Raw genomic sequence first — 20604 nt, 5'->3', positions numbered from 1 at the left:
TACCAGTCATAAACTGGTTGTAATCTGGTACTTTCCAATTATCGTGATGCTGAAATGGAGTGTCACGATTGCAGCGCGACGACATCAAGAAAAGCCTTATCGTTTCCTGCCAGCCGGTTCCCGGCGGGCCGACGGACACGGCTGAATTCGTCATTGGATTTGCGAGGGCCGCCGTCGATGCGGGTGCAAAGGCATTGCGGATCGAATCCGTCGGCTACGTGAAAGCGGTACGCCCCGCCGTGACCGTACCGATCATCGGCATCGTCAAGCGCGATCTCGATGACAGTCCGGTGCGGATCACGCCCTTCGTTGCCGATGCCGAAGCGCTGGCGGATGCCGGCGCCGACATCATCGCCTTCGATGCGACGGATCGCGTTCGGCCGGCATCCATCGAAGCGCTGGTCAAGGCTGTCAGGGCTCGCGGCAAGCTGACGATGGCAGACTGCTCGAACCTCGAAGACGCGCGCACCGCTTTGGCAGCCGGGGTCGATTTCGTTGGCACAACGCTTTCCGGCTATGTCGGCGGGCCTGAGCCCGTCGATCCGGATATCGACCTGATCAGAGCAATGCGAGCACTCACACCCTATGTCATTGCCGAGGGTCGCATTCGCACGCCTGAGCAGGCTGCAAGTGCCGCCGACGCCGGAGCATTCGCCGTCGTCGTGGGCTCGGCGATTACACGCACCGAGCATGTGACCTCGTGGTTTCGCGATGCCGTTGCCGCGACCTATGATGCCGAGAGCCTGCAGACGGCGCTTGCCATCGATATTGGTGGCACGAAGACGATGGCCGCGCTGGTCAGAGGCAGTGACGTGCTGGATGAAATGACGGTGCCGACGGCACGGGAAGCAGGTCCGGATGCGTGGCTTGCTACGATTGCCAGCTCTACTCGATCGTGGGCGGATCGCTATTCCCACGTCGGTATTGCCGTCACCGGCTTCATTCAGGACGGATGCTGGTCTGCGCTCAACCCGGCAACGCTCGGGATCCCCGACCGCTATCCGTTGGTTGATAGGGCAAGCGCCGCTTTCGGCAAACCGGTTTTTGCGATCAACGATGCGCAGGCGGCTGCTTGGGGAGAATATCGGTTTGGCGCCGGTAGTGGTGGCGATCTCGTGTTCCTGACCATCTCGACCGGCATCGGCGGCGGCATTATCGTCAATGGTCGTCCGCTAACCGGGCTTGCCGGCCATTTCGGGCTGATCCGTGGTCCGTCCGCCGGGCAGTCGCCGCTTGAAGATCAGACGTCTGGCCGTTGGATCGCGGCGGAGGCCCTAAAGGCGGGGCACCCGGGTACCGCAGCCGAAGTGTTCGAGCAGGCCGACCGCGGCGAGACCTGGGCTGGCGAGATCGTCTCGCAATCGGCATTTCGGGCAGCAACGCTCTGCCGTGACATCAAGATGATGCTCGATCCGATGCATATTGTGATCGGTGGCGGCATCGGCCTTGCGGCGGGTTATCTCGACCGCATGCGCGATTGTTTTGCGGGTGTTGATCCCAGGCTGACGCCTGTTCTGGTGGCCGCCAAGCTCGGCAGCCGTGCGGGTATCATCGGCGTGGCGAGCCTTGCAGTTCAGGGTGACTGATGAATTCCGGAAGACATCGATCCTAACCTAACCAAAAAAGAGGGAACTACGATGACATTGAACAGAACGACCCTATCCGCGCTTGCCGTACTTCTCGCAAGCGTTGCTCTGCCTGGTACGTCCAATGCGACAGTCACCGTTCTCGGCTGGCCGGGCGGCTCGGAAGAGACAGCGCTGCGCGCAACCGTCGAAGAATACAACAAGACAGCCGGTATCAGCGATGCCGACAAGGTAGAGCTTTTGTTCTTCAACCGGGAGGGCTTCTTCGACAAGCTGCAGGCCGACATGGCAGCGGGCTCGACCGCCTTTGATATCAATCTCGTCGCCACCTACTCGATCGGCCGTTACGCGCCGTATATGGAACCCGTCGATCTCGGCGATGGCGCTGCCAAGACGTTTGGCGAATCCGTGCTGAAGACCATGCAGTTCGATGGCAAGCAGTACGGCGTGCCGACGGATCTGTCGCTGCATTTCATGTATTACCGCAAGGATCTGATCGATGCGCTGATGAAGGACGATGCGGCCAAGAAGAAATATGCCGAAATCGCCAAGCAGTATCTCGGCAAGGAATTGCAGCCGAAGGATCCGGACAGTTGGACCTGGGACGATTGGGCGGCGACGGCTCTCTATTTCTCCAAGCAGGTCAATCCCGAAAGCCCCGTGCGCTATGGCACGGTCCTGCAGATGAAGAACCTGCTTTTCAACATGATGGTGTTTCAGTCCTTGCCACGCTCCTATGGTGGAAACTGGACCGATGAAGAGGGCAATATTACCGTCGATTCCAACGCCTACAAGACTGGCCTCGAACTCTATAAGAAGCTCTACGACGCTGGCGCTTCGCCCAAGGATTCGCTGAGCTACGAATATGCCGAGACCAATGCCGCGTTCGGTTCCGGTCAGGCGGCAACGGCCCTTCAGTGGAATGCGGCTGCCGCGGATCTCACCAGTGCCGAGAAAACCCCTGCCGTTGCCGAGGTCACCGGTATCGTGGCGCCGCCGGCCGGGCCGGATAGTCGCGCCGACCATATTCACGGCCTTGGCCTCGGCCTCAACAAGAACGCCAAGAACAAGGACGGCGCCGTCAAATTCCTGAAATGGCTGGCGACAGAGGATGCCGCCTTGCTCTATGCCCGAAAGGGCGGTTCGCCAGCCCTTACGCCTGACGTTGTGGCGAAAGTCGCCAAGGAACGTCCCGATCTCGTCAAGCTCGGCGAGTTCGCCAGCAAATACGGCTACGTGATGAATGGTGCCACCTCGGCCAACGCACTCTCCGTCTATGAACTGCAGGCCAAGGAATTCACCGGCTACTGGTCGGGCCAGCAGAACCTCGACGATGCGCTGGCTCACACCAAGGCCGGAATGCAGGATCTCTTGAAGAAGTGATATCAGCCGGACGCCTTGCCTCCCGCAAGGCGTCCGGCCCATCCGGCGGATTGAAATGGCGATCATAAAACGTGCCGAGGCAAGAGCCTATCTCACGCCGCTCGTGGGGTTCCTGCTGCTGTTTCTCGGCTTTCCTGCTGTCATCAACCTCATCTATTCCGTCTCGACCGTCGACTTCCAGACCCTGCGAAGTCCGACGCTGAGCGGCTTCGGCAACTATCTTGCCGTGCTCGCCGATCGCGATTTCTGGCGCGCCACGTCTTTTTCCCTGCGTTTCGGCATTCTGACGGCGATGATCGAATGCCTGCTCGGGCTGTTCCTGGCGATCTTTCTGGCGCCGCTTTTATCGAAGCGATCGGCACTGATGGCGCCGCTCATGCTGCCGCTGATGGTGGCGCCCGCCATGATCGGCCTGATGTACCGGCTGGTGCTGCACGAATTTGCCGGGCCTGTGCCCTATTATCTCTTCATGTGGTTTGGTGACAGCCCGGCCTTTCTCGACGCTTCACACGCATTGTGGACCCTGATCGTGGTCGAAACCCTGCAATGGACGCCATTCGCCTTCCTGCTCTTCTACATGGCCTATGTCGCAGTGCCGATCGACGTGCGTGAGGCAGCCGCGCTCGATGGGGCCTCGGCCATTAAAACCCTCTGGTTTGTCGAGCTGCCGTTGATGCTGCCGACACTGGTGATCGCCTTTTTCATCCGTTTCATCGACGGCTTTCGCGTGTTCGACAATGTCTACGCGCTGACGGGCAGCGGCGCAGGCGGCTCGACGACATCATTGTCGATCTATATCTACCAGGCGTTTTTCAAGGAGGGCGCGATCGGCAAGGCTGTGGCGGCTTCCGTCGTCCTCTTCCTGACGTCGCTGATCGTGCTCTACGGCCTCAACTGGCTGGCTGGCCGCAGGAGACGTGAGCCATGATAAACGCACTACGCTGGATCGTCTTTGCCGTTGCCGCTCTCGCAATGAATTTCCCGGTGATCGTGACGCTTGTCACGTCGTTCAAAAGCGCGCGTGAGCTTTCGATCAATCCCGGTTTGTGGATCAATCAGCCCACGTTCGAAAATTACCTGCGTGTTCTGACGCAGACCGATCGCTTCAACATCTATTCCTATCTTTGGAACAGTACCGTCGCCTCATTGATCGGCACCGGGCTTGCAATCCTGCTTGCCTTTCCCGCTGCCTATGCGATCGCAAGGAGCGAGGTGGGCAAACATACGCTGCTGCCTGTTGTCATCAACCTGCGCGCCGTACCGCTCATCATTTTCGCGATCCCGCTCTACATGATGTACCAGTTTCTGGGCCTGCTCGACACTCAGCTTGGCCTCGGCCTGATCCTGACGATCGTCAACACGCCGCTGGCGCTCGTCATCCTCGTCAATGCGATTTCCGACGTTCCGCTGGAACTGGACGAGGCTGCAAGGGTGGACGGGGCGAGTTCGTGGCAGATCATGGTGAGCATCACCCGGCCGGTGGTGCGGCCCGCACTGGTGACGACCTTCATCTTCGGCTTCATCACCGCCTGGAACGAGTTCCTCTTCGGGTTGATGCTGACGACGAACAAGGCAGTTCCGATGACGGTCGGTGCATCGTTCTTCTTTGCCGCGAGCGGCGGCGGCGTCCAATGGGGGACCGCGTCGGCGGTCATGATCCTCGGCGCTCTGCCGCCCGTCTTCCTCGGCTTGCTGATGTATCGGCAAATTTCGGGCTCGATGACGGCGGGGGCTATCAAAGGCTAGGCGAGGCGGAATTCGAACAACCTCAGTATCGCCATGACGTCCAGTACCTCGCCAACTGGAAATGACTGCGTGAGGCGGTCGCCCTACCGAAATGCGCCGTAAGTCCGTTTTTGCCTTATTGCCTTCGAGCTGAGGGTCCCTAACGGTCGGTGTCGCCAGTTCCTATCCCAGAGCACCAAACGGCAGGGCTTACGGCTGAGTCGTACCGGTTGCTGCGAGTCTTTCTGGCAACACCTATGGGGCAACTGAAATCTTGGACGCATTTGACTGGCTTAGAGCGTTTCGGTTGCGGTATCAGTAGGACTGCAAAAGCGATTTGCACGGTCGGGACAGCTGGAGAAGCCACTTCCGCACCTCCTGGAGCAGGATCTTGATGAACGCGGATATGATAGCCGCCTGGGCGGTGGAAAACGGATTCCATGCGATCGATTCGCGGAATTATCGTCGCCATGACAATGCAGGCGTGATGACGATCGAAATCAAGAGGATGTCATTCCTCCTCATCGATGAGAGGCAAGGATTTCGACCGCGCATGATATCGCGGTTGTTCAAAGACATTCCTCTTAATAGCGGGCGTGGCCGCTTGCAGGGTCTTCTTCCTGACCGCTATCCAATCGTTAAGTCCTGACGCGATCACCACAGCCCAGCGGCGGTATCGAGTTGCCATGTGATCGGCGTCGCAACACTGAAACGAATGCCCGCCTGCGGACTCCCGAAATCCGTTCGCTGAGAGGTACCGACCGCGGCGACCGAATAAAAGATGCCAAAACCGAATTCCGCACAAACGCGGATCCACGCACCACTCTGTAACATTTGCGGTCGACGCTCGGTTTCTTGCACATCTCTGGCAACGTCATTGTATTGGGATTTTTCACAATTTGTCGGCGCCATTCTGGTCGCCGGCGTCGATCCGACAACTGACCGTCAATCACGCTTTGCCGCATCCCTCCAGGCGCGCTCGAACGGTAGGCGCCAAGCGTGCGGGGCAATGAGTTGGTGGATCGACTTCGGCCCCCAGCCGCCCTGGTCGTAGAGGCGTACGGGCGGCGGGTTGTCGAGGAGAGGTTGGGAAACCTCCCAGAGCCGCTCAATGCCCTCGGCCGTCGTGAACAGCGTGTGGTCACCGCGCATGGCGTCGAGGATCAGACGTTCATAGGCCTCCAGAACTTCGCCAATCAGGCCGGTTTCGCTCATGGCGAATTGCAGCGAGAGCTTGTCGAGCCGGAAGCCTGGTCCAGGGCGTTTGCCATAGAAGGAAAGCGAGACCTTGGAGGCATCAGCAAGATCGAAGGTGAGGTGGTCGGGGCCTTGTGCCCCCACGCCAGAGCCCGCAGGGAACATCGATTTCGGGGGCTCGCGGAATGCGATCGAAATAATGCGCTGCCCCTCGGCCATGCGCTTGCCGGTACGCAGGTAGAAAGGCACGCCAGCCCAGCGCCAGTTGTCGATGGCGCATTTCAGGGCGATGAATGTGTCAGTGTCGCTTTCGGAATCGACACCAGGCTCCTTGCGATAGCCAATGTATTGACCGCGCACCACGTCGCGCGGCTCGATCGGCAACATGGAGCGGAACACCTTGTTCTTCTCTTCCGAGATTGGTGCAGGCTCAAGGGCAGTGGGCGGCTCCATCGCCATGAAGGCGAGGATTTGGAAGAGGTGGGTCACCACCATGTCACGATAGGCGCCGGTGGTCTCGTAAAAGGCGGCGCGGGTGGAAAGGCCGAGCGTCTCCGGAACGTCGATCTGCACATGGTCGATGAAGTTGCGGTTCCAGATTGGTTCGAACAGGCCATTGGCAAATCGGAAGGCCAGGATGTTTTGGGCCGGCTCCTTGCCGAGGAAATGGTCGATGCGGAATATCTGCTTCTCGTCGAACACTTCGTGCAGCTTCTTGTTAAGTTCAACGGCACTGGCAAGGTCCGTGCCGAAGGGTTTTTCCATGATGATACGGGAGCGTTCAGTCAGCCCAGCCTGGGCGAGGAGTTGCACGGCCGGAAGGGCGGCGCTTGGTGGCACGGATAAATAATGCACGCGCCGCGTCTCGGCGCCCAGTGCTTCCTCGGCCCTGTCGACCGCTGCCTTGAGAGCATTGGCGCCGGCAGCGAGGGGGACGTAGTCGAGCGATGCGGCAAACGCTTCCCATTCGGACTGCGAGAACTTGCGGGTCAAGAACTTGTCCAGCGAGTCACGGGCGATGGTCCGGAAGGCATCTGCATCGATGTCGTCGAGCGAGACGCCGATAATGCGGCACCCTGGAATGAAACCCGCGTTCGTAAGGTGGAACAGCCCGGTCAATAGCTTGCGCCTTGAGAGATCGCCCGTTGCGCCGACGAGCACAACGACCTGTGGATAGCCGGGGCCAACCCGAGTTGAATTCTTGCGCAAAACACCCATCCTCAAGTCTTCGGTTGTCCCTTGGGGATGGAGGTCGACCCCAGCTCCGCGCTGCCGCGAAGCGGCTATCTTTGTGCGTGATGCCATGACGTTGAAGCTCACCCCTCTACGGTTGAATAGAGGCATGGATCGCGTGGCGGAGCAAGGGGGCGGCATTACCGTCGCGAAGTGCCGCGTCTTAGAGGCTTTACCGAGCGTGTTTTCGGTTAGTCGCCCGCGGCTCTGGAACCGCGGGAGCGGTCGAAGGTTAATTGAGGCGCCCTCGATATATCGCAGCGGAGACACCCGTGCTCGTCGTCCATCACCTAAACAACAGCCGATCGCAACGCGTTCTCTGGATGCTGGAGGAGATCGGCCTCGATTACCAGATCCGTTTCTATAAACGAAATCCCGACATGACGGCTCCGGATGCGCTGAAACGCATCCATCCTCTCGGCAAGTCGCCCATCGTCGAGGATATCGGCGACGACGAAAATCGAACGATCCTGGTCGAGACCGGAGCAATTTGCCAATATCTGGTAGACAAGTCTGCTGGACGTCTCGGCCCTTCGGCAGATCCGGAAGATGTCTACCGATACAGACAGTTCCTGCATTATGCCGAGGGATCTGTCATGCCAGTCTTGCTCGCTCTCCTCGTGCTTTCGAAGGTTCCGCTCCTCGGCAGACTGGGAGCGAAGAGGATCCGGCCGATGCTCGACGTCCACCTCGATTACGTCGAAAGCGAGCTCTCCTCGCGCCAGTGGTTTGCAGGCGAGACGTTGACTGCGGCAGATATCATGATGAGCTTTCCCCTGGAGACAGCAGCGAAGAGGGCAGGCAAAGTGACGCCTCGCCCTGCGACCGCGGACTGGTTGAAACGGATCCATGACCGCCCCGCCTATCGCAGGGCATTGGAAAAGGGCGGGCGATACGCTTATGCGCCCCTCCACGTTGACTCCGTGACTCTCGCTGAAGTGCAAGATCGGTCTTGAGGATCTGCATGTCGCTGAAATCAAACTTCACCAGCGCGATACAATGCAAATTGACCGCCTTGCGACGATAAGTGCTCGAGCAAGGTGTGGTCAGCCAGGCATCGGCGATTTGACGCCACTAATAATCGCGGCTGCCGTGCCTACAGAACTCCGTCAGCCTCCAAATCCGCTGGAAACCATATATTCGATTGCCCTCGTTGCAACGGGCGCTAGCGCGAGAAGAACGAGCGTAATCGAAGTAAAGGAGACCGCCATGACGGCTGCCGGAATACAAAGATCGCTATTGAGGCATGACGAAGGAGCAGCTGCGGCCTGGACCGGATAGTCTAGATGCGCGCGCCTCTCGTTCGAATTTGCAGCGCGTAAGAATTTTCTCACGCCGGTTCTCGGGACTGTTCCGTCGTTAATAACGTACGAGGAGTGCTGGATGACCATTGGAAGCTCGTTTTTGAGGGCGTATGGGGCCTAACTGCCCAAACCTTCGCTCAATCCGCTTTCCTTGCAAATTACGACTAGGTTTAAGCTTTCCATACGTACGTGTAGGTCGTTCGCGTGAGGTAGCATCCTCTTGCCTCCCATCCTCCCCGCGCTCGTCGTCTGTGTCGCCGCCGGGTGCCTCTTCGGATGCGAGCTATACCTATGGGAAACGACTTATACACGAGGGTATAGATGCGCCCGCGATAGGTACGACGTAACCTCTCTCCATCGAAAACTCGATCGCATGAAGTCAGACCCTTCTAGTCCGCTTTGGCGATCAAGTGTCGCCAACCTGTGGAGTAGTCACGATGCCCACCTTTCGCGCTGCGGCCGCTGCCGCGCTTGCTATCACCCTCGTCGCTTCCGCCTTACCGGCATCGGCGCAGGAATGGCGCCGGCCCTACTATGACGATCAACCGCAATGGCATCATCACCACGGCAACGGCGCAGCGATAGCGGGAGGAATTGCCGCTGGTGTGATCGGAGGTCTGCTTGGTGGCGCGATCGCGGGCGCTAACAACGGTCCCCGCTACATTGATCCGCAGCCAGCGCCGCGTTGCTGGTACGAAAATCGACAGGTTCCGAATTCCTACGACGGCGGCTGGCATAACGAGAGTGTTCGCGTCTGCCAGTAGACGTAACCAAGAGCGAAGTACTTGAGAAAGGGCGATGATTCGTCCCGCCTTGTTTCAAGTGACTGCTTTTCCATGCCTGACCGAAAGATTTGCGGCGGCATCAAGACGAAGCCAGCCAGAGGAATTCTGGGAAACGGACCAGGGCATCTCGTCATGTCTCATGCACCACGAGAGAGTGTGGCCACGGGTGGCGACCATCTACGGCGATGGCCTTCCTTTGGCAGACCAGATGCCGAGGCCGCCCTGCGAATGGGCGCGCTCGCAATACTCACCGGTATCGCTGCCGGGATCGGAGGCCTGTCACTGGCCCTGATCCTGCATTGGATACAGCATCTCGCCTATGGATACAGTCTGCAAGCCGTCATCAGTCCCGAGAGCTTCCTTCAAGGCGTGTCGAACGCATCTCCCTTTCGACGGCTGACCATGCTCGGCCTATGCGGGCTGGTTGCGGGGGTGGGTTGGCCGGTCCTTGCCAGATACGGACGCCCTTTGGTTTCGGTGACCGCGGCCGTCGGCAAGGCATTACGACCGATGCCCGTCGGTGAAACCCTCGTCCATGGCCTTCTCCAGATCGTGACCGTAGCACTGGGGTCACCGCTCGGGAGAGAAGTTGCACCAAGGGAATATGGCGCTCTTTTCGCACAAAGGATCTGCGCGCTTTTCGGCGCTCCTGCTGACGAACTGCGCATTCTGGTGGCATGTGGTTCAGGTGCAGGTCTGGCCGCGGTCTATAACGTTCCGCTGGCAGCTATCATCTTCGTCATGGAGGTGCTTCTCAGACGTGTTGAGCTAAAGATCGTCGTGGCAGCGCTGTTGAGCTGTTTCGTTGCGGCATATGTTTCCCGGCTGGGCCTGGGTAACGAAGTGCAATATCCGATACCCTATTTCACATCGAATGGCTGCTTGTTATTGATCAGCCTTATCGTCGGCCCACTGGTCGGTGGCGCAGGCGTTTTCTTCAGGCGGTGGACTAGCGGCTGTTCGGCTCGCGCAGCGACTGGCCTCCGGCAGGTGGCCGGCTCCTTGATCGCATTTGTGGTTGTCGGCGCTCTATCGATGATATTTCCGCAATTGCTTGGCAACGGCAAGGGACTTGCAGAGCTCGCGTTCACCGACAATCTGACGCTTGGCCTCGCGGCGCCCCTCGTTCTCGCCAAATTATTGAGCGTCACGATAGTCCTGCGAGCTGGAGCCAGAGGCGGCCTTTTAACCCCTGGGCTCTCGATAGGAGCTCTTCTCGCCATAATGATAGGGGCCTTCTGGAACCAATGGCTTCCCAATATCGATCTTGGGGCCGTCGCGCTCGTAGGCGCCGCCGCTTTCCTATCATGCTCCATGGCCATGCCCCTCACGGCCATGTTGATTGCCGTTGAATTCACTGCTGCGCCCGCGACTTTGTATGTTCCGATCGCCATTGGAGTTCTCGGAGCATCGGCAGTTCAATATGCGATTGGGAGATATTCCTCACGTTGACGTGGGAGACGAGGCGAAGATCTTTGCTGCGCTCCATAGCCACCGCCCATCATCATGTCCTGCCACCTCCACGCCGCCAGGCCCCTGATTTGCAATGTACCGAATCATACAAGCATGGGGTTGGCTGGATCATAGGGGCCACCCAGTCTCTCCTGCTGGAGGCGTCCCGCCACTATCTGCGGCGTTCCCAGCCGCTCGTGTTCGGACTGACATTCAGGAATCAAGAAGGATCCCGCCGCCCAGGAGATCTTCGCGACGACAAGACTGCTCGAAGACGCCCCTCCCGACGACTTCGACGCCGTCTTCTATCCCGGCGGTCAAACTCCGATGTGGAATGTGGCCAAAGACATTTGATCGCAAGCAGCGAATCCTTGTACAATTCCGGCAAGTCAGTCGCGGCTGACGGTGCACTGGAGGCCGCCAACTTTTAGGTCTGTTCCAGGCAGGCGTGAAGAGCCCAAGCACCTTCGTAAAATGCTCGACCAAGCCCATCGGCTGCGTTAAGCGACACCATTGTAAAATCGACCCGCCCCGAATCGGGACGCAAATTTTGTTTTCAGTCGCGACCTCGCAAGGCTGAGGGGACGCGTGTCTAATTGGAGGATATCGAAGTGCGTCATGCAAGGACGGTGGGAGCGGCTATCATGCTCATTGCATTGGACTGTTCTTCCCTCGCGCACGCCGGAGACGCGATTTCCTCCAGCTTCTCAGCCCAAGGCGGTTGCCAGCGAGCCCGAACAGTGGCTGTTCGGCGACTGGAATGGCGCTCGCACCGACCTTCGCGACCGGGGCATCGATTTTCAGTTTGGCTACGTCGGGGAGTTTGCCGTCAATCCGGGCGGAGGCATAGAAACCAAGGCCAGGTATGCCGACCAGTATACCGCCGGAGTGACCTTCGACCTCGATCGGTTGCTTGGCGTCCCGGATGCAAAGTTCCAAGTGACGCTGACGCAGCGTACCGGGCGCAACCTGAGTGATGACGCACTTCTCGGCACCCTCCAGCAAGTTCAGGAAGTCTTTGGGCGCGGTCAGACCATCCGGCTGACGGACTTCTGGTACGAGCAGCAGTTCGCGAACGGTCTTATCGATTGGAAGATCGGGCGAATTCCAGTGAACGAGGACTTTGCAGCATTCCCCTGCGACTTTCAAAATCTCACGTTCTGTGGATCCGATCTCGGGAATCTTGTCGGTAACTACATCTTCAATTGGCCCATCAGCCAGTGGGCGACGCGAGCCAAGATCAATATCAACGGTTTCGGTTACTTCCAGGTGGGCGTGTATGATGTTAACCCCAAATATCTCGGGGTAGACGATCAGGTGCTGCCCGTCTTCTTCAGCCACTCGACCGGAGCGTTGATACCCGTCGAGATCGGCTGGCTTCCTCAGTTCGCGAACGGTGCCCTGCCGGGCAGCTACAAGGTTGGTGCCTGGTATGACACCTCGAGTGCCGATGACGTTTCCCGGGACATCAACGGTGATCCTTTCGAACTGACCGGGCTTCCCGCGCAACAGCACCGGGGCCGCTACGGTGCGTACCTGACCTTCCAGCAGCAGGTAAGCGAAAACCTCAGTCTCTTTCTGAATGCGGTCTTTGCAGACAAGCGGACATCTGTCACCGACCATCAGGTCGCTGCAGGGCTTGTCTACAAGGGATTGTTCGATTCCCGTCCCGAGGATGATATCGGCCTTGCCGTAGGCACGACGCACGTCAACAGTCGTGCGTTCGCTCCCAATAATCCGGGTGGATCCGAATACGCTGCCGAGCTGTATTACACATATCGACCGACGAACGGCCTGCTCGTCCGCCCCAATCTGCAATATATCCACCATCCCGGCGGAACGAGCGAGAACGACGACGTCTACGTGTTCGGCCTGAAAACCGCCGCCACCTTCTAGTTCGGCGGCGGTACCACTGCCCAGCGCAGGCTACAGGGCCCTTGGCTCACCAATCGTAGTAGTCCGGCAGGAGCTTCCACGTACCTGTCTGTTGCTTGTCGTGGTTGATGAAGAGCTCTGCACGGGATTTCGTCATGAATGCTATGACGCGCTCCATGGAGGCGAAGGACTCTGACTTGTCCACATCGGCTTCGGAACGATATCGCATTCGAAGTTGTCTCCCAGGTGGATCACGTCGCCGGAGAGGATCACGTATTCGGTGTTCTCCGGATGAACCGTCAGAGATTGGCTTCCGGGCGGGTGCCCCGGGGGCGAAAGAAGCGTGATGCTTCCGTCGCGGAACAGCTCAACGACACTTGGGACTCCAGCCGAGTAGGGTGTTCGACAAGCGTCCAGGCGGGTGACGAGATTTCACCGCCGGCCGAGATCGATGCCGAGTGTCAGCAGGGCAGGATTGTCAATCCCCGCCGGAGAGGAAGTGGTCGCGTTGACGGCAGAGACGCCGGGTTGCAGAGCGATGGCGATCGGTAACGCCGCTGCCCCCAGAGCCGGAAGCTCCGAGCTGTGTTCGGCGCGCATCAATCGGGGATGCGGGCTTGCATGTCGGTGGATCATGGCAGGCAGAAGCGGTGAAGTTGCGTCGATGAGCCGGTCCAATATCTCGGCCGGCAAGCCACCGCCAATGACCACGGTATCCGGGTCGAACATGGCTTCTATATTGCGGATGGCAATACGCAGGTAGTGCGCCGCCTCGCGCAGCCAGGCGGTCAATCGCGGATCATCGTCCAGCATGCAGGCCACGAGTTCTTCTGACGAAACCTCATCCGGCGTTCGGGTCGGACCGCAGATGGTCTCAGCTGCCGCGTAGAAGGAAACATATTGCTCCAGGCAGCCACGGCTTCCGCAGGCGCACAACCTGCCGCCCGGCTTGACGATCAGGTGACCGATCTCACCGGCTCCGCCGAAAGCACCACGGTAATGCTGGCCGTCGAGAACGAGGCCCCCTCCGATGCCCAGGTTGAAATGCAGGTAGAAAAAGGAACGAACCGATCGGCCAATCCCGTAAAGCCGCTCGCCAATGGCGGCAACCGTGGCATCGTTTTCCACGAAGGTTTTGATACCGGTCAGATCCTCCAGTCGCGCGGTCAGTGGAAATTTCGTCCAGTCGTCACCTTCCTGAACCTTATCGTACCAGAAGGTGCCGTTCTCGACAGTTCCGGGTACGCTGCAACCAACGCCCCATACCTGCTGGCGTTCAATTTCGCCGGCCACCAGCAGGCGCAGCGCGAGTTCGCCGAGAGCATCTGCCGTGTTTGCCGGATCTCGCTCTGGCAGCGGCCTTGTTTCGCTTGCCACCACACTACCGGTCAGGTCTACGAGAAGTCCGGTGATGCGCTGATGGGCAAGGCTCAGTCCAATGGTGTATCCGCCCTTCGGATTAAGCGACAGCTCGACCGCCGGCTGACCGCGCTGCCCCGAGCGTCGGCCCTCCTGCCGGATGAGGCCGGCTTCCTCAAGCTCGGCGGCAATATTGGAAATAGCCTGAACAGTCAGGCCAATCGATTGAGCGAGCTCGGTGCGCGTAATCGGTCCGCTGCGGCGCACCGCATCGAAAACGGCCCGTCTGTTGAGCGTGCGGGTCTGAAGGAGGTTCGTGCCGGGTAGCACGCCTTCGCGGTCAAGGCGCAGATTCATGGGCGCATTCTTATCATCAGGCTGATCTTTATCAAAATCCTTTTAAATAAAAAGTGTTGTGTTATCTTTCTGCCTATGGCGGATGAAAAATGAAACTCCGTCTGGGCTCGAAGACGCCGAAGAGCTGGATCAGCCGGCCGCGCACAAGGCGTTTTCGGGAGCATTAAGGGTGAACGAAGAACCGGGGCGACATCAATGAAGTTCAATCTCACAGACAGGTAAGTTCTGTCGCATGATCGCCACACCTGACCCGAACGTCACCTTCTTGCGAGGTTGGCGACGCTTAACTATTGGTTGTGCTATGGAAATCTGAAATGGTGTCGGTAGAAGAAAACATCAGAAAATAATCAAGAAAAATCAGATGCTTGAATCTCTAGCCTCGACTTTCGACGCGTTTTTTCATGTGACGATGGATCGAAAATAAAAGTGAAACACTCAACTTGACAATGCAAATTTCCCGCTGATAGCTTGTAACTAACTAGTTATTTGGTGGTAATGCGAGGCCGTCTTGCAAGCGATGATCAGCATCGAAAACGTCTCAAAATCGTTCCTCGCAAAAGGGGCGGAGGCATTCACGGCTCTGGACGACGTGTCCATGCGGATTCGTGACCGCGAATTCTTCACGCTGCTCGGTCCCTCCGGCTGCGGTAAAACAACACTTTTGAGAATTATTGCTGGCTTCGACTTTCCGAGCGCTGGAACCGTGCTGATTGAAGGGGCCGACAGCTCGGCATTGCCACCGCAAAAGCGCCCTGTGAACACGGTTTTCCAGAGTTATGCGCTATTCCCGCATATGACGGTGGCCGAGAACGTCGCCTTCGGGTTGCGGATGCAGAAGGTGGTCAAATCCGATCGCGAGGCCCGTGTCGCCGAAGCATTGAGGCTGGTGCGGCTTGAAAGCATGGCCTCGCGCCTGCCGGGCCAACTCTCGGGCGGACAGCAGCAGCGCGTGGCGCTCGCCAGAGCGCTTGCGCCGCGCCCGAAGGTTCTGCTCCTCGACGAACCGCTCAGCGCTCTCGATCTGAAATTGCGCAGGGAGATGCAGGGCGAGCTGAAGCGACTGCAACAGGAAACCGGCATCACCTTCATCCTTGTGACGCATGACCAGGAAGAGGCGCTCGCCATGTCCGACCGTATCGCTGTCATGTCGGCGGGCCGTGTCCTGCAGATGGGCGCGCCGCGGGAAATCTACGACAACCCGAAAAGCCGCTTCGTTGCCGACTTCATCGGTGAATCCAATGTCTTGCCGGGGGCCGTCGTCGGTCACGGCAGCGATATCATGGTTGCTGTGCGGCCGGAACGGATCGCGCTTTCAATGCTGGCGAGCGGTTTGCCCGGCAAGATCCGCGGCACGATCACCTCCATCACCTATCTTGGTCTGGATACGCTTTACGAGATCACGCTCGACAATGGCGAGCGTCTGCGAAGCCGAAGCCGGCAGTCCATCTCTGGCCTCGATGCCGGTCAGCCCGTCATCCTCGACTGGCCGAGCGATGCCGAACGGCATCTGGCGAACTAGGGGAGGGCAGCATGAATGCACAGCGCACCCTGACGCTCGCAGCTCCCGCTGTCCTGATGATCGGCACCTTCATGGTCGTGCCGCTCCTGGTTGCCGTCGCCTATTCCTTCATGACCGCCAATCCCTATGGGGGCGTCGACATGCCGTTGACGGTGGACGCCTATGTCCAATTCCTGTTCCAGCGGGATTTCGACGACACGCTCGTCTTTTCCTGGAGCTACGTCATCATCATCCTGCGTTCGGTCTACCTGGCCGGTCTGACGACGGCGATCTGCCTGATCCTCGGCTTTCCAGTCGCCTGGTATCTCGTCTGCCAGGATGAGAACCGCCGCCGCACGCTGCTATTTCTGGTCACCCTGCCATTCTGGATCAATACGCTGATCAGAACCTATTGCTGGGTTCTGATCCTGCGCGACGAAGGATTGGCGAACGGGCTCCTGAAGGCGGCGGGCGTGATCTCGACACCGTTGCCGCTGCTCTACAATGACGCGTCCATCCTGCTCGGGCTGGTCTATACATTCCTGCCCTTCATGGTCTTGCCGATCTATTCGACGCTTGAACGTATCGATCCGCGCCTGATCGAGGCTGCTTACGATCTCTATGCCAACAGAGGCGCGGTCTTTGCCCGCGTCATCTGGCCGCTTGCAAGACCCGGGGCACTCGTCGGCGCAAGCCTCGTCTTTGCGCCCTCACTCGGCTCGTTCCTCGCGCCCGATTTGCTCGGCGGCGGCAAGAAGCTCCTGATCGGCAGCCTGGTGCAGATGCAGTTTACCTCCTCGCGCAACTGGCCGTTTGGCGCCGCACTTTCGATCCTGGTGACGATTGCCGTTCTGGCAATCTTCGTCAGCCGCTCGAAAAAAGCCGAGGAGGCACGGCTATGAGAGCGTCGCGACCGTTCGACTGGCGCCACACACCGGGCCTCGGCGCCTTCACGACCGTCATCCTGGTCTTTCTCTATCTGCCGCTGGTTATCCTTGTCGTCTACGCCTTCAATGCCAATCAACTAGTGACCGTCTGGTCCGGCTTCAGCCTGCGCTGGTTCGGCGAGGTGGCGGCCAACGAGGATATCAGGCATGCCGCCTTCAACAGCATCATCATCGCCATTGCCGCGACAATCGCCTCCACAGTGATTGCAACGGCCGGGGCTATCGCCCTCGAGCGCGGTGACCTGAAGGGGGCGCGCGGTCTAGTTACCTCCTTGATCGCGCTCCCCCTGATCGTTCCCGAAATCATCGTCGCGATCATGACGCTGATTTTCTTTTCGGCGCTCGGCATGACCAACGGGCTTTTGAACCTGATTATCGCCCATACGGTTTTTTGCATTCCCTTCGCCCTGCTGCCGATCCAGGCGCGATTGCGCGATCTCGGCACGCGTCTCGAAGAGGCGGCGCGGGATCTCTATGCCAGCGAATGGCAGCTGTTCCGGTATGTCACTTTTCCGCTGCTGCTGCCGGCAATCTTCGCCGGCGCCCTGATGGCCTTCGTCGTCTCGCTGGATGACTTCCTGATCAGCCTGATGGTGTCGGGCGCCGGATCGACCACGCTGCCCGTCTATGTCTACGGCATGATGCGCCTCGGTGTGACGCCGGAGGTCAATGCCATCTCAACAATCCTGCTCGGCATCTCGCTCGTGCTCGTCACCGGCGCGCTGCTGCTTGGGCGAAACAGCCAGAACAACAAACAATCATAATGAAGAGGGTGAACATGAAAAACGCAAAGAGGATGCTGGCCACAGCCAGTCTGCTTGCCATCGTCGCACCGGCTATCGCCTGCGCTGACGCCGGCGTCCTGCATATCTACAACTGGACGGATTACACGTCCGAAGAGATGGTCAAGAAGTTCGAGGCCGAAACCGGCATCAAGGTGACGATCGACACCTATGACTCCAACGAGACGGCGCTCGCCAAGATAAGCTCGGGGGCTGCTGGTTACGACGTGATGATCATTTCCAACGACTTCGTGCCGATCTTCGTCAAGCAGGGCCTGTTCGAGAAGGTCGATGTGGCCGGAATGCCGAACTTTAGGAATCTCGATCCGAAGTGGCAGAAGCGCCCCTGGGATCCGAAGGCCGAATTCACCGTGCCCTGGGTCTGGGGGACGACGTCCTATTCCGTCGATACCGCCACCTACAAGGGGCCGACCGACAGCCTGAAGGCGTTGTTTGAACCTTCCGATGACCTGAAGGGCAAGATCGGTATGTTCGGTTCTCCATCCGAAGTCATGTCGCTTGCGCTCCTCTATCTCGGCAAGGACCAGTGCAACAGCAATCCGGCCGATCTTAACGCCGTCAATGCGCTGCTCGAAGCGCAGAAGCCTTTCGTGAAGGTCTATAATTCTGACGGTACGACCGAGCGGCAGGTCTCAGGCGAGACCGTGATGCATGAGCAATGGTCGGGCAAGGCGCTCGCCTCGCGGCTGCAGAAGCCGACGGTCAAATATGTCTTCCCGAAGGAGGGCGTCATCGGCTGGATGGATAATGTCGCTGTGCCGAAGGGTGCGCCCAATGTCGAGAACGCCAAGAAGTTCCTGAACTTCCTGATGGATCCCGAAAACATTGCCCTGCAGCAGAAATCGACCGGCTATCAAAGCGCCGTGACCGGCTCAGACAAGTTCCTGCCGAAGGAAACGGGAGATTCGCCGGAGTTTAATCCGCCGGAGGATTTGAAGATCGTCTTTGCGCCGGCCTGCGAGGAAAAGGCGACCCGTGCCTATGACCGCATCTGGACGACGCTGCGCCAGTAGCTAGCGCTGATGCTCACGACAGGAGCGGGCCGCGAAGGCCCGCCACTTCCCGCCTGAGACCGCCGGAGGCAGAGCCTCCGGGCCATGAATTCGAGGACAGAACGATGAATGAGACCGTCAATCCCGCCAACCTGAAACCCGCCGCCGCACCGCCGCCGCCGGAGCATCTGCAGGCGCTGAAACCGTTGAGCCCCGATGAGATCAATGTGGTTGTCGCGACCGTGAAGGCGGATCCCGAGGTTGGCCCTGGCGTTCTCTTCGAAAACATCGACCTGCGCGAGCCGACGCCGGCCGAATATCGTGCCTATCTCGATGGCGCGCCGCTGCCGCGCGAGGCCCACGTCAACGTCAACCATCTCGAGGTGCGCGGCGTCTGGCAACTGATCGTCTCGATTGCTGACAACGCGATCATCCGCCGCAAGCATTTTCCGACCGCGCGCGCAGGCTTCATGGTCGAGCAGATGATGAGCGTGGAGGTCAACGTCAAGAACGATCCGCGCTTCATCGAAGCCTGCCGCAAGCGTGGCATCGCCGACATGACCGGCGTCATCGTCGATTCCTGGTCGGGCGGCAATTTCGGTCACGAGGATGAGGAGGGCCGGCTGATCTCGCATACCTTCTCTTGGCTGCGCGTCCATGAGTTCGGCAATTATTACGCCCATCCGATCGAAGGGCTGAATGCTGTCATCGATGTGAAGACCGGCGAGGTTCTGCGTGTCGACGATTATCCGGATCACCCGCCGATCCCGATGACGCGCTATGATTACGATCCGGAATTCCTGCCGGCTCCAGCCGCACCCCTGAAACCGCTCGACGTCGTCCAGCCCGATGGCGTGAGCTTCACCATCAAGGATCACGCGATCTCCTGGGACAAGTGGACGCTTGCCATCGGCTTTACGCCGCGCGAAGGGCTGGTGCTTCACGATATCCGCTATGACGGACGTTCGGTCGTGCGCCGCGCCGCGGTGGCCGAACTCGTCGTTCCCTATGGATCGCCGCTCTATGGTCACGCCCGGCAGAATATTTTCGACGTCGGTGAATATGGCTTCGGCAAGCTCACCAATTCGCTTCGCCTTGGTTGCGACTGCCTCGGTCAGATCCAGTATCTCGACGCACATGTGAATGGCCTCAACGGCGAGGTCGTCACTATCGAGAAGGCGGTCTGCATCCACGAGGAAGACGCAGGCATTCTCTGGAAACACTGGGATTTCCGCACGGGCCGCACGGTCCTCCATCGCGGCCGCAAGCTCGTCATCTCCAGCATCTGCACCGTCGGCAACTATGAATATGCCCAATACTGGTATCTCGATCAGGCTGGCGAGATCGAATTCGAGATGAAGGCGACGGGCATCGTCAACACCAATGCCTGCCATCCCGGCCAGCCGGACAAATATTCGACGGAAATCCAGCCCGGCCTCGGCGCGCCGATCCACCAGCATATTTTCTGCGCCCGGTTGGATATGGCGGTCGATGGTAGCGGCAACAGCGTCGTCGAAACCAATTCCTACATGGAGCCCTATAGCGAGAGCAATCCCTATGGAAACGCCTTCCATGCCGTCGACACGGTCCTGAAGACCGAGCTTGCTGCCGCTCGCAGGGCCGATCTGTCCACGCATCGCAGCTGGAAGGTGGTCAACCCAAACAAGCTGAACCATGTCGGCAAGCCCGTGGCCTACAAGCTGCATGCGCCGAACTGCGTCACACCGATGATCCAGGAGGACGGCCCGTCGGGTATCCGCTCCAATTTCATCCGCAATCATATCTGGGTGACGCCGTTCAACGAGAACGAGCGCTATCCGGGAGGCGAGTTCGTCGCCAATTCCGACGGTAGCGATGGTCTTGCCGAGCTGGTGAAACAGGACCGCAATGTCGAGAATACCGACATCGTGCTCTGGCACAGTTTCGGCCTGCACCATGTCGTGCGCGCGGAAGATTTCCCGGTTCAGCCCTGCATTTCCTGCGGCTTCTCGCTGGCGCCGGCAGGCTTCTTTCCGGTCAACCCCTCGAACAATCTGCCGCCCGTCATCAACAAGGCGAGCGTGCTGGCTGGGCAGGGCGGGGGAAGCTGCTGCTGCTGAGACCAGGTG

General features: G+C 59.0%; 18 protein-coding genes. 14 read left to right on the top strand and 4 right to left on the bottom strand.

Annotation, left to right across the window (positions count from 1 at the left end):
- Positions 1-68 precede the first annotated feature (68 nt).
- The 5 genes from LVY75_07120 to LVY75_07100 all read left to right on the top strand — a co-directional run bounded on the left by LVY75_07120 (position 69) and on the right by LVY75_07100 (position 5343).
- Complete coding sequence (locus LVY75_07120; GenBank protein XAZ19907.1) at positions 69-1586, top strand: putative N-acetylmannosamine-6-phosphate 2-epimerase; 1518 nt, start codon at positions 69-71, stop codon at positions 1584-1586.
- Between the two features lie 51 nt (positions 1587-1637).
- Positions 1638-2969, top strand: coding sequence for an extracellular solute-binding protein (locus LVY75_07115; GenBank protein XAZ19906.1), 1332 nt, complete (start codon positions 1638-1640; stop codon positions 2967-2969).
- A 55-nt stretch (positions 2970-3024) separates the two neighbouring features.
- On the top strand, positions 3025-3897 hold the full coding sequence (locus LVY75_07110) for a sugar ABC transporter permease (GenBank protein XAZ19905.1): 873 nt from the start codon (positions 3025-3027) through the stop codon (positions 3895-3897).
- Positions 3894-4715, top strand: a complete 822-nt coding sequence (locus LVY75_07105; protein XAZ19904.1) for a carbohydrate ABC transporter permease — start codon at positions 3894-3896, stop codon at positions 4713-4715. The genes LVY75_07110 and LVY75_07105 overlap by 4 nt, the downstream gene beginning before the upstream one ends.
- A 373-nt stretch (positions 4716-5088) precedes the next feature.
- On the top strand, positions 5089-5343 hold the full coding sequence (locus LVY75_07100; protein XAZ19903.1) for a hypothetical protein: 255 nt from the start codon (positions 5089-5091) through the stop codon (positions 5341-5343).
- Between the two features lie 5 nt (positions 5344-5348).
- On the opposite strand, the gene LVY75_07095 is transcribed toward LVY75_07100, so the two are convergent.
- Positions 5349-5606, bottom strand: coding sequence for a hypothetical protein (locus LVY75_07095; GenBank protein ID XAZ19902.1), 258 nt, complete (start codon positions 5604-5606; stop codon positions 5349-5351).
- Positions 5607-5639: 33 nt separating this feature from the next.
- Positions 5640-7109 (bottom strand): glucose-6-phosphate dehydrogenase, encoded by a 1470-nt coding sequence (gene zwf, locus LVY75_07090; protein XAZ19901.1) that lies wholly within the window; start codon positions 7107-7109, stop codon positions 5640-5642.
- A gap of 287 nt (positions 7110-7396) precedes the next feature.
- Here zwf and LVY75_07085 point away from each other — a divergent pair, with 287 nt between their 5' ends.
- The 4 genes from LVY75_07085 (at position 7397) to LVY75_07070 (ending at position 12561) form a co-directional block, all read left to right on the top strand.
- Positions 7397-8080 carry a glutathione S-transferase gene (locus LVY75_07085; GenBank protein ID XAZ19900.1) on the top strand — a complete coding sequence of 228 codons (684 nt, stop codon included), beginning with the start codon at positions 7397-7399 and terminating at the stop codon, positions 8078-8080.
- A gap of 785 nt (positions 8081-8865) precedes the next feature.
- Positions 8866-9192, top strand: a complete 327-nt coding sequence (locus LVY75_07080) for a hypothetical protein (protein ID XAZ19899.1) — start codon at positions 8866-8868, stop codon at positions 9190-9192.
- A gap of 249 nt (positions 9193-9441) precedes the next feature.
- Entirely contained in the window at positions 9442-10665 is a 1224-nt protein-coding gene (locus LVY75_07075; GenBank protein ID XAZ19898.1) for a chloride channel protein, read from the top strand.
- Between the two features lie 651 nt (positions 10666-11316).
- The gene (locus tag LVY75_07070; GenBank protein ID XAZ19897.1) at positions 11317-12561 is read left to right on the top strand and encodes a carbohydrate porin; all 1245 of its coding nucleotides are present in this window, start codon (positions 11317-11319) and stop codon (positions 12559-12561) included.
- Between the two features lie 46 nt (positions 12562-12607).
- Here the strand turns inward: LVY75_07070 and LVY75_07065 are convergent, their stop codons facing one another.
- Positions 12608-12769, bottom strand: a complete 162-nt coding sequence (locus LVY75_07065; protein ID XAZ19896.1) for a hypothetical protein — start codon at positions 12767-12769, stop codon at positions 12608-12610.
- Positions 12770-12972: 203 nt separating this feature from the next.
- The gene (locus tag LVY75_07060) at positions 12973-14256 is read right to left on the bottom strand and encodes an ROK family transcriptional regulator (GenBank protein XAZ19895.1); all 1284 of its coding nucleotides are present in this window, start codon (positions 14254-14256) and stop codon (positions 12973-12975) included.
- Positions 14257-14773: 517 nt separating this feature from the next.
- Here LVY75_07060 and LVY75_07055 point away from each other — a divergent pair.
- The 5 genes from LVY75_07055 to LVY75_07035 all read left to right on the top strand — a co-directional run bounded on the left by LVY75_07055 (position 14774) and on the right by LVY75_07035 (position 20595).
- Positions 14774-15775: an ABC transporter ATP-binding protein gene (locus LVY75_07055; protein ID XAZ21350.1), complete on the top strand. Its 1002-nt coding sequence runs from the start codon at positions 14774-14776 to the stop codon at positions 15773-15775.
- An 11-nt stretch (positions 15776-15786) separates the two neighbouring features.
- Positions 15787-16656 (top strand): ABC transporter permease, encoded by an 870-nt coding sequence (locus LVY75_07050; protein ID XAZ19894.1) that lies wholly within the window; start codon positions 15787-15789, stop codon positions 16654-16656.
- The gene (locus LVY75_07045; protein ID XAZ19893.1) at positions 16653-17465 is read left to right on the top strand and encodes an ABC transporter permease; all 813 of its coding nucleotides are present in this window, start codon (positions 16653-16655) and stop codon (positions 17463-17465) included. Before LVY75_07050 ends, LVY75_07045 begins: the two co-directional genes overlap by 4 nt.
- A gap of 14 nt (positions 17466-17479) precedes the next feature.
- Complete coding sequence (locus tag LVY75_07040) at positions 17480-18517, top strand: extracellular solute-binding protein (protein ID XAZ19892.1); 1038 nt, start codon at positions 17480-17482, stop codon at positions 18515-18517.
- A 104-nt stretch (positions 18518-18621) separates the two neighbouring features.
- Positions 18622-20595 (top strand): primary-amine oxidase, encoded by a 1974-nt coding sequence (locus LVY75_07035; GenBank protein ID XAZ19891.1) that lies wholly within the window; start codon positions 18622-18624, stop codon positions 20593-20595.
- Positions 20596-20604 lie beyond the last annotated feature (9 nt).

It is taken from the genome of Sinorhizobium sp. B11 (genome assembly GCA_039725955.1).
In the GTDB taxonomy this organism is placed as follows: Bacteria; Pseudomonadota; Alphaproteobacteria; order Rhizobiales; family Rhizobiaceae; genus Rhizobium.
This window is presented reverse-complemented; position numbering and strand designations above follow the sequence as displayed.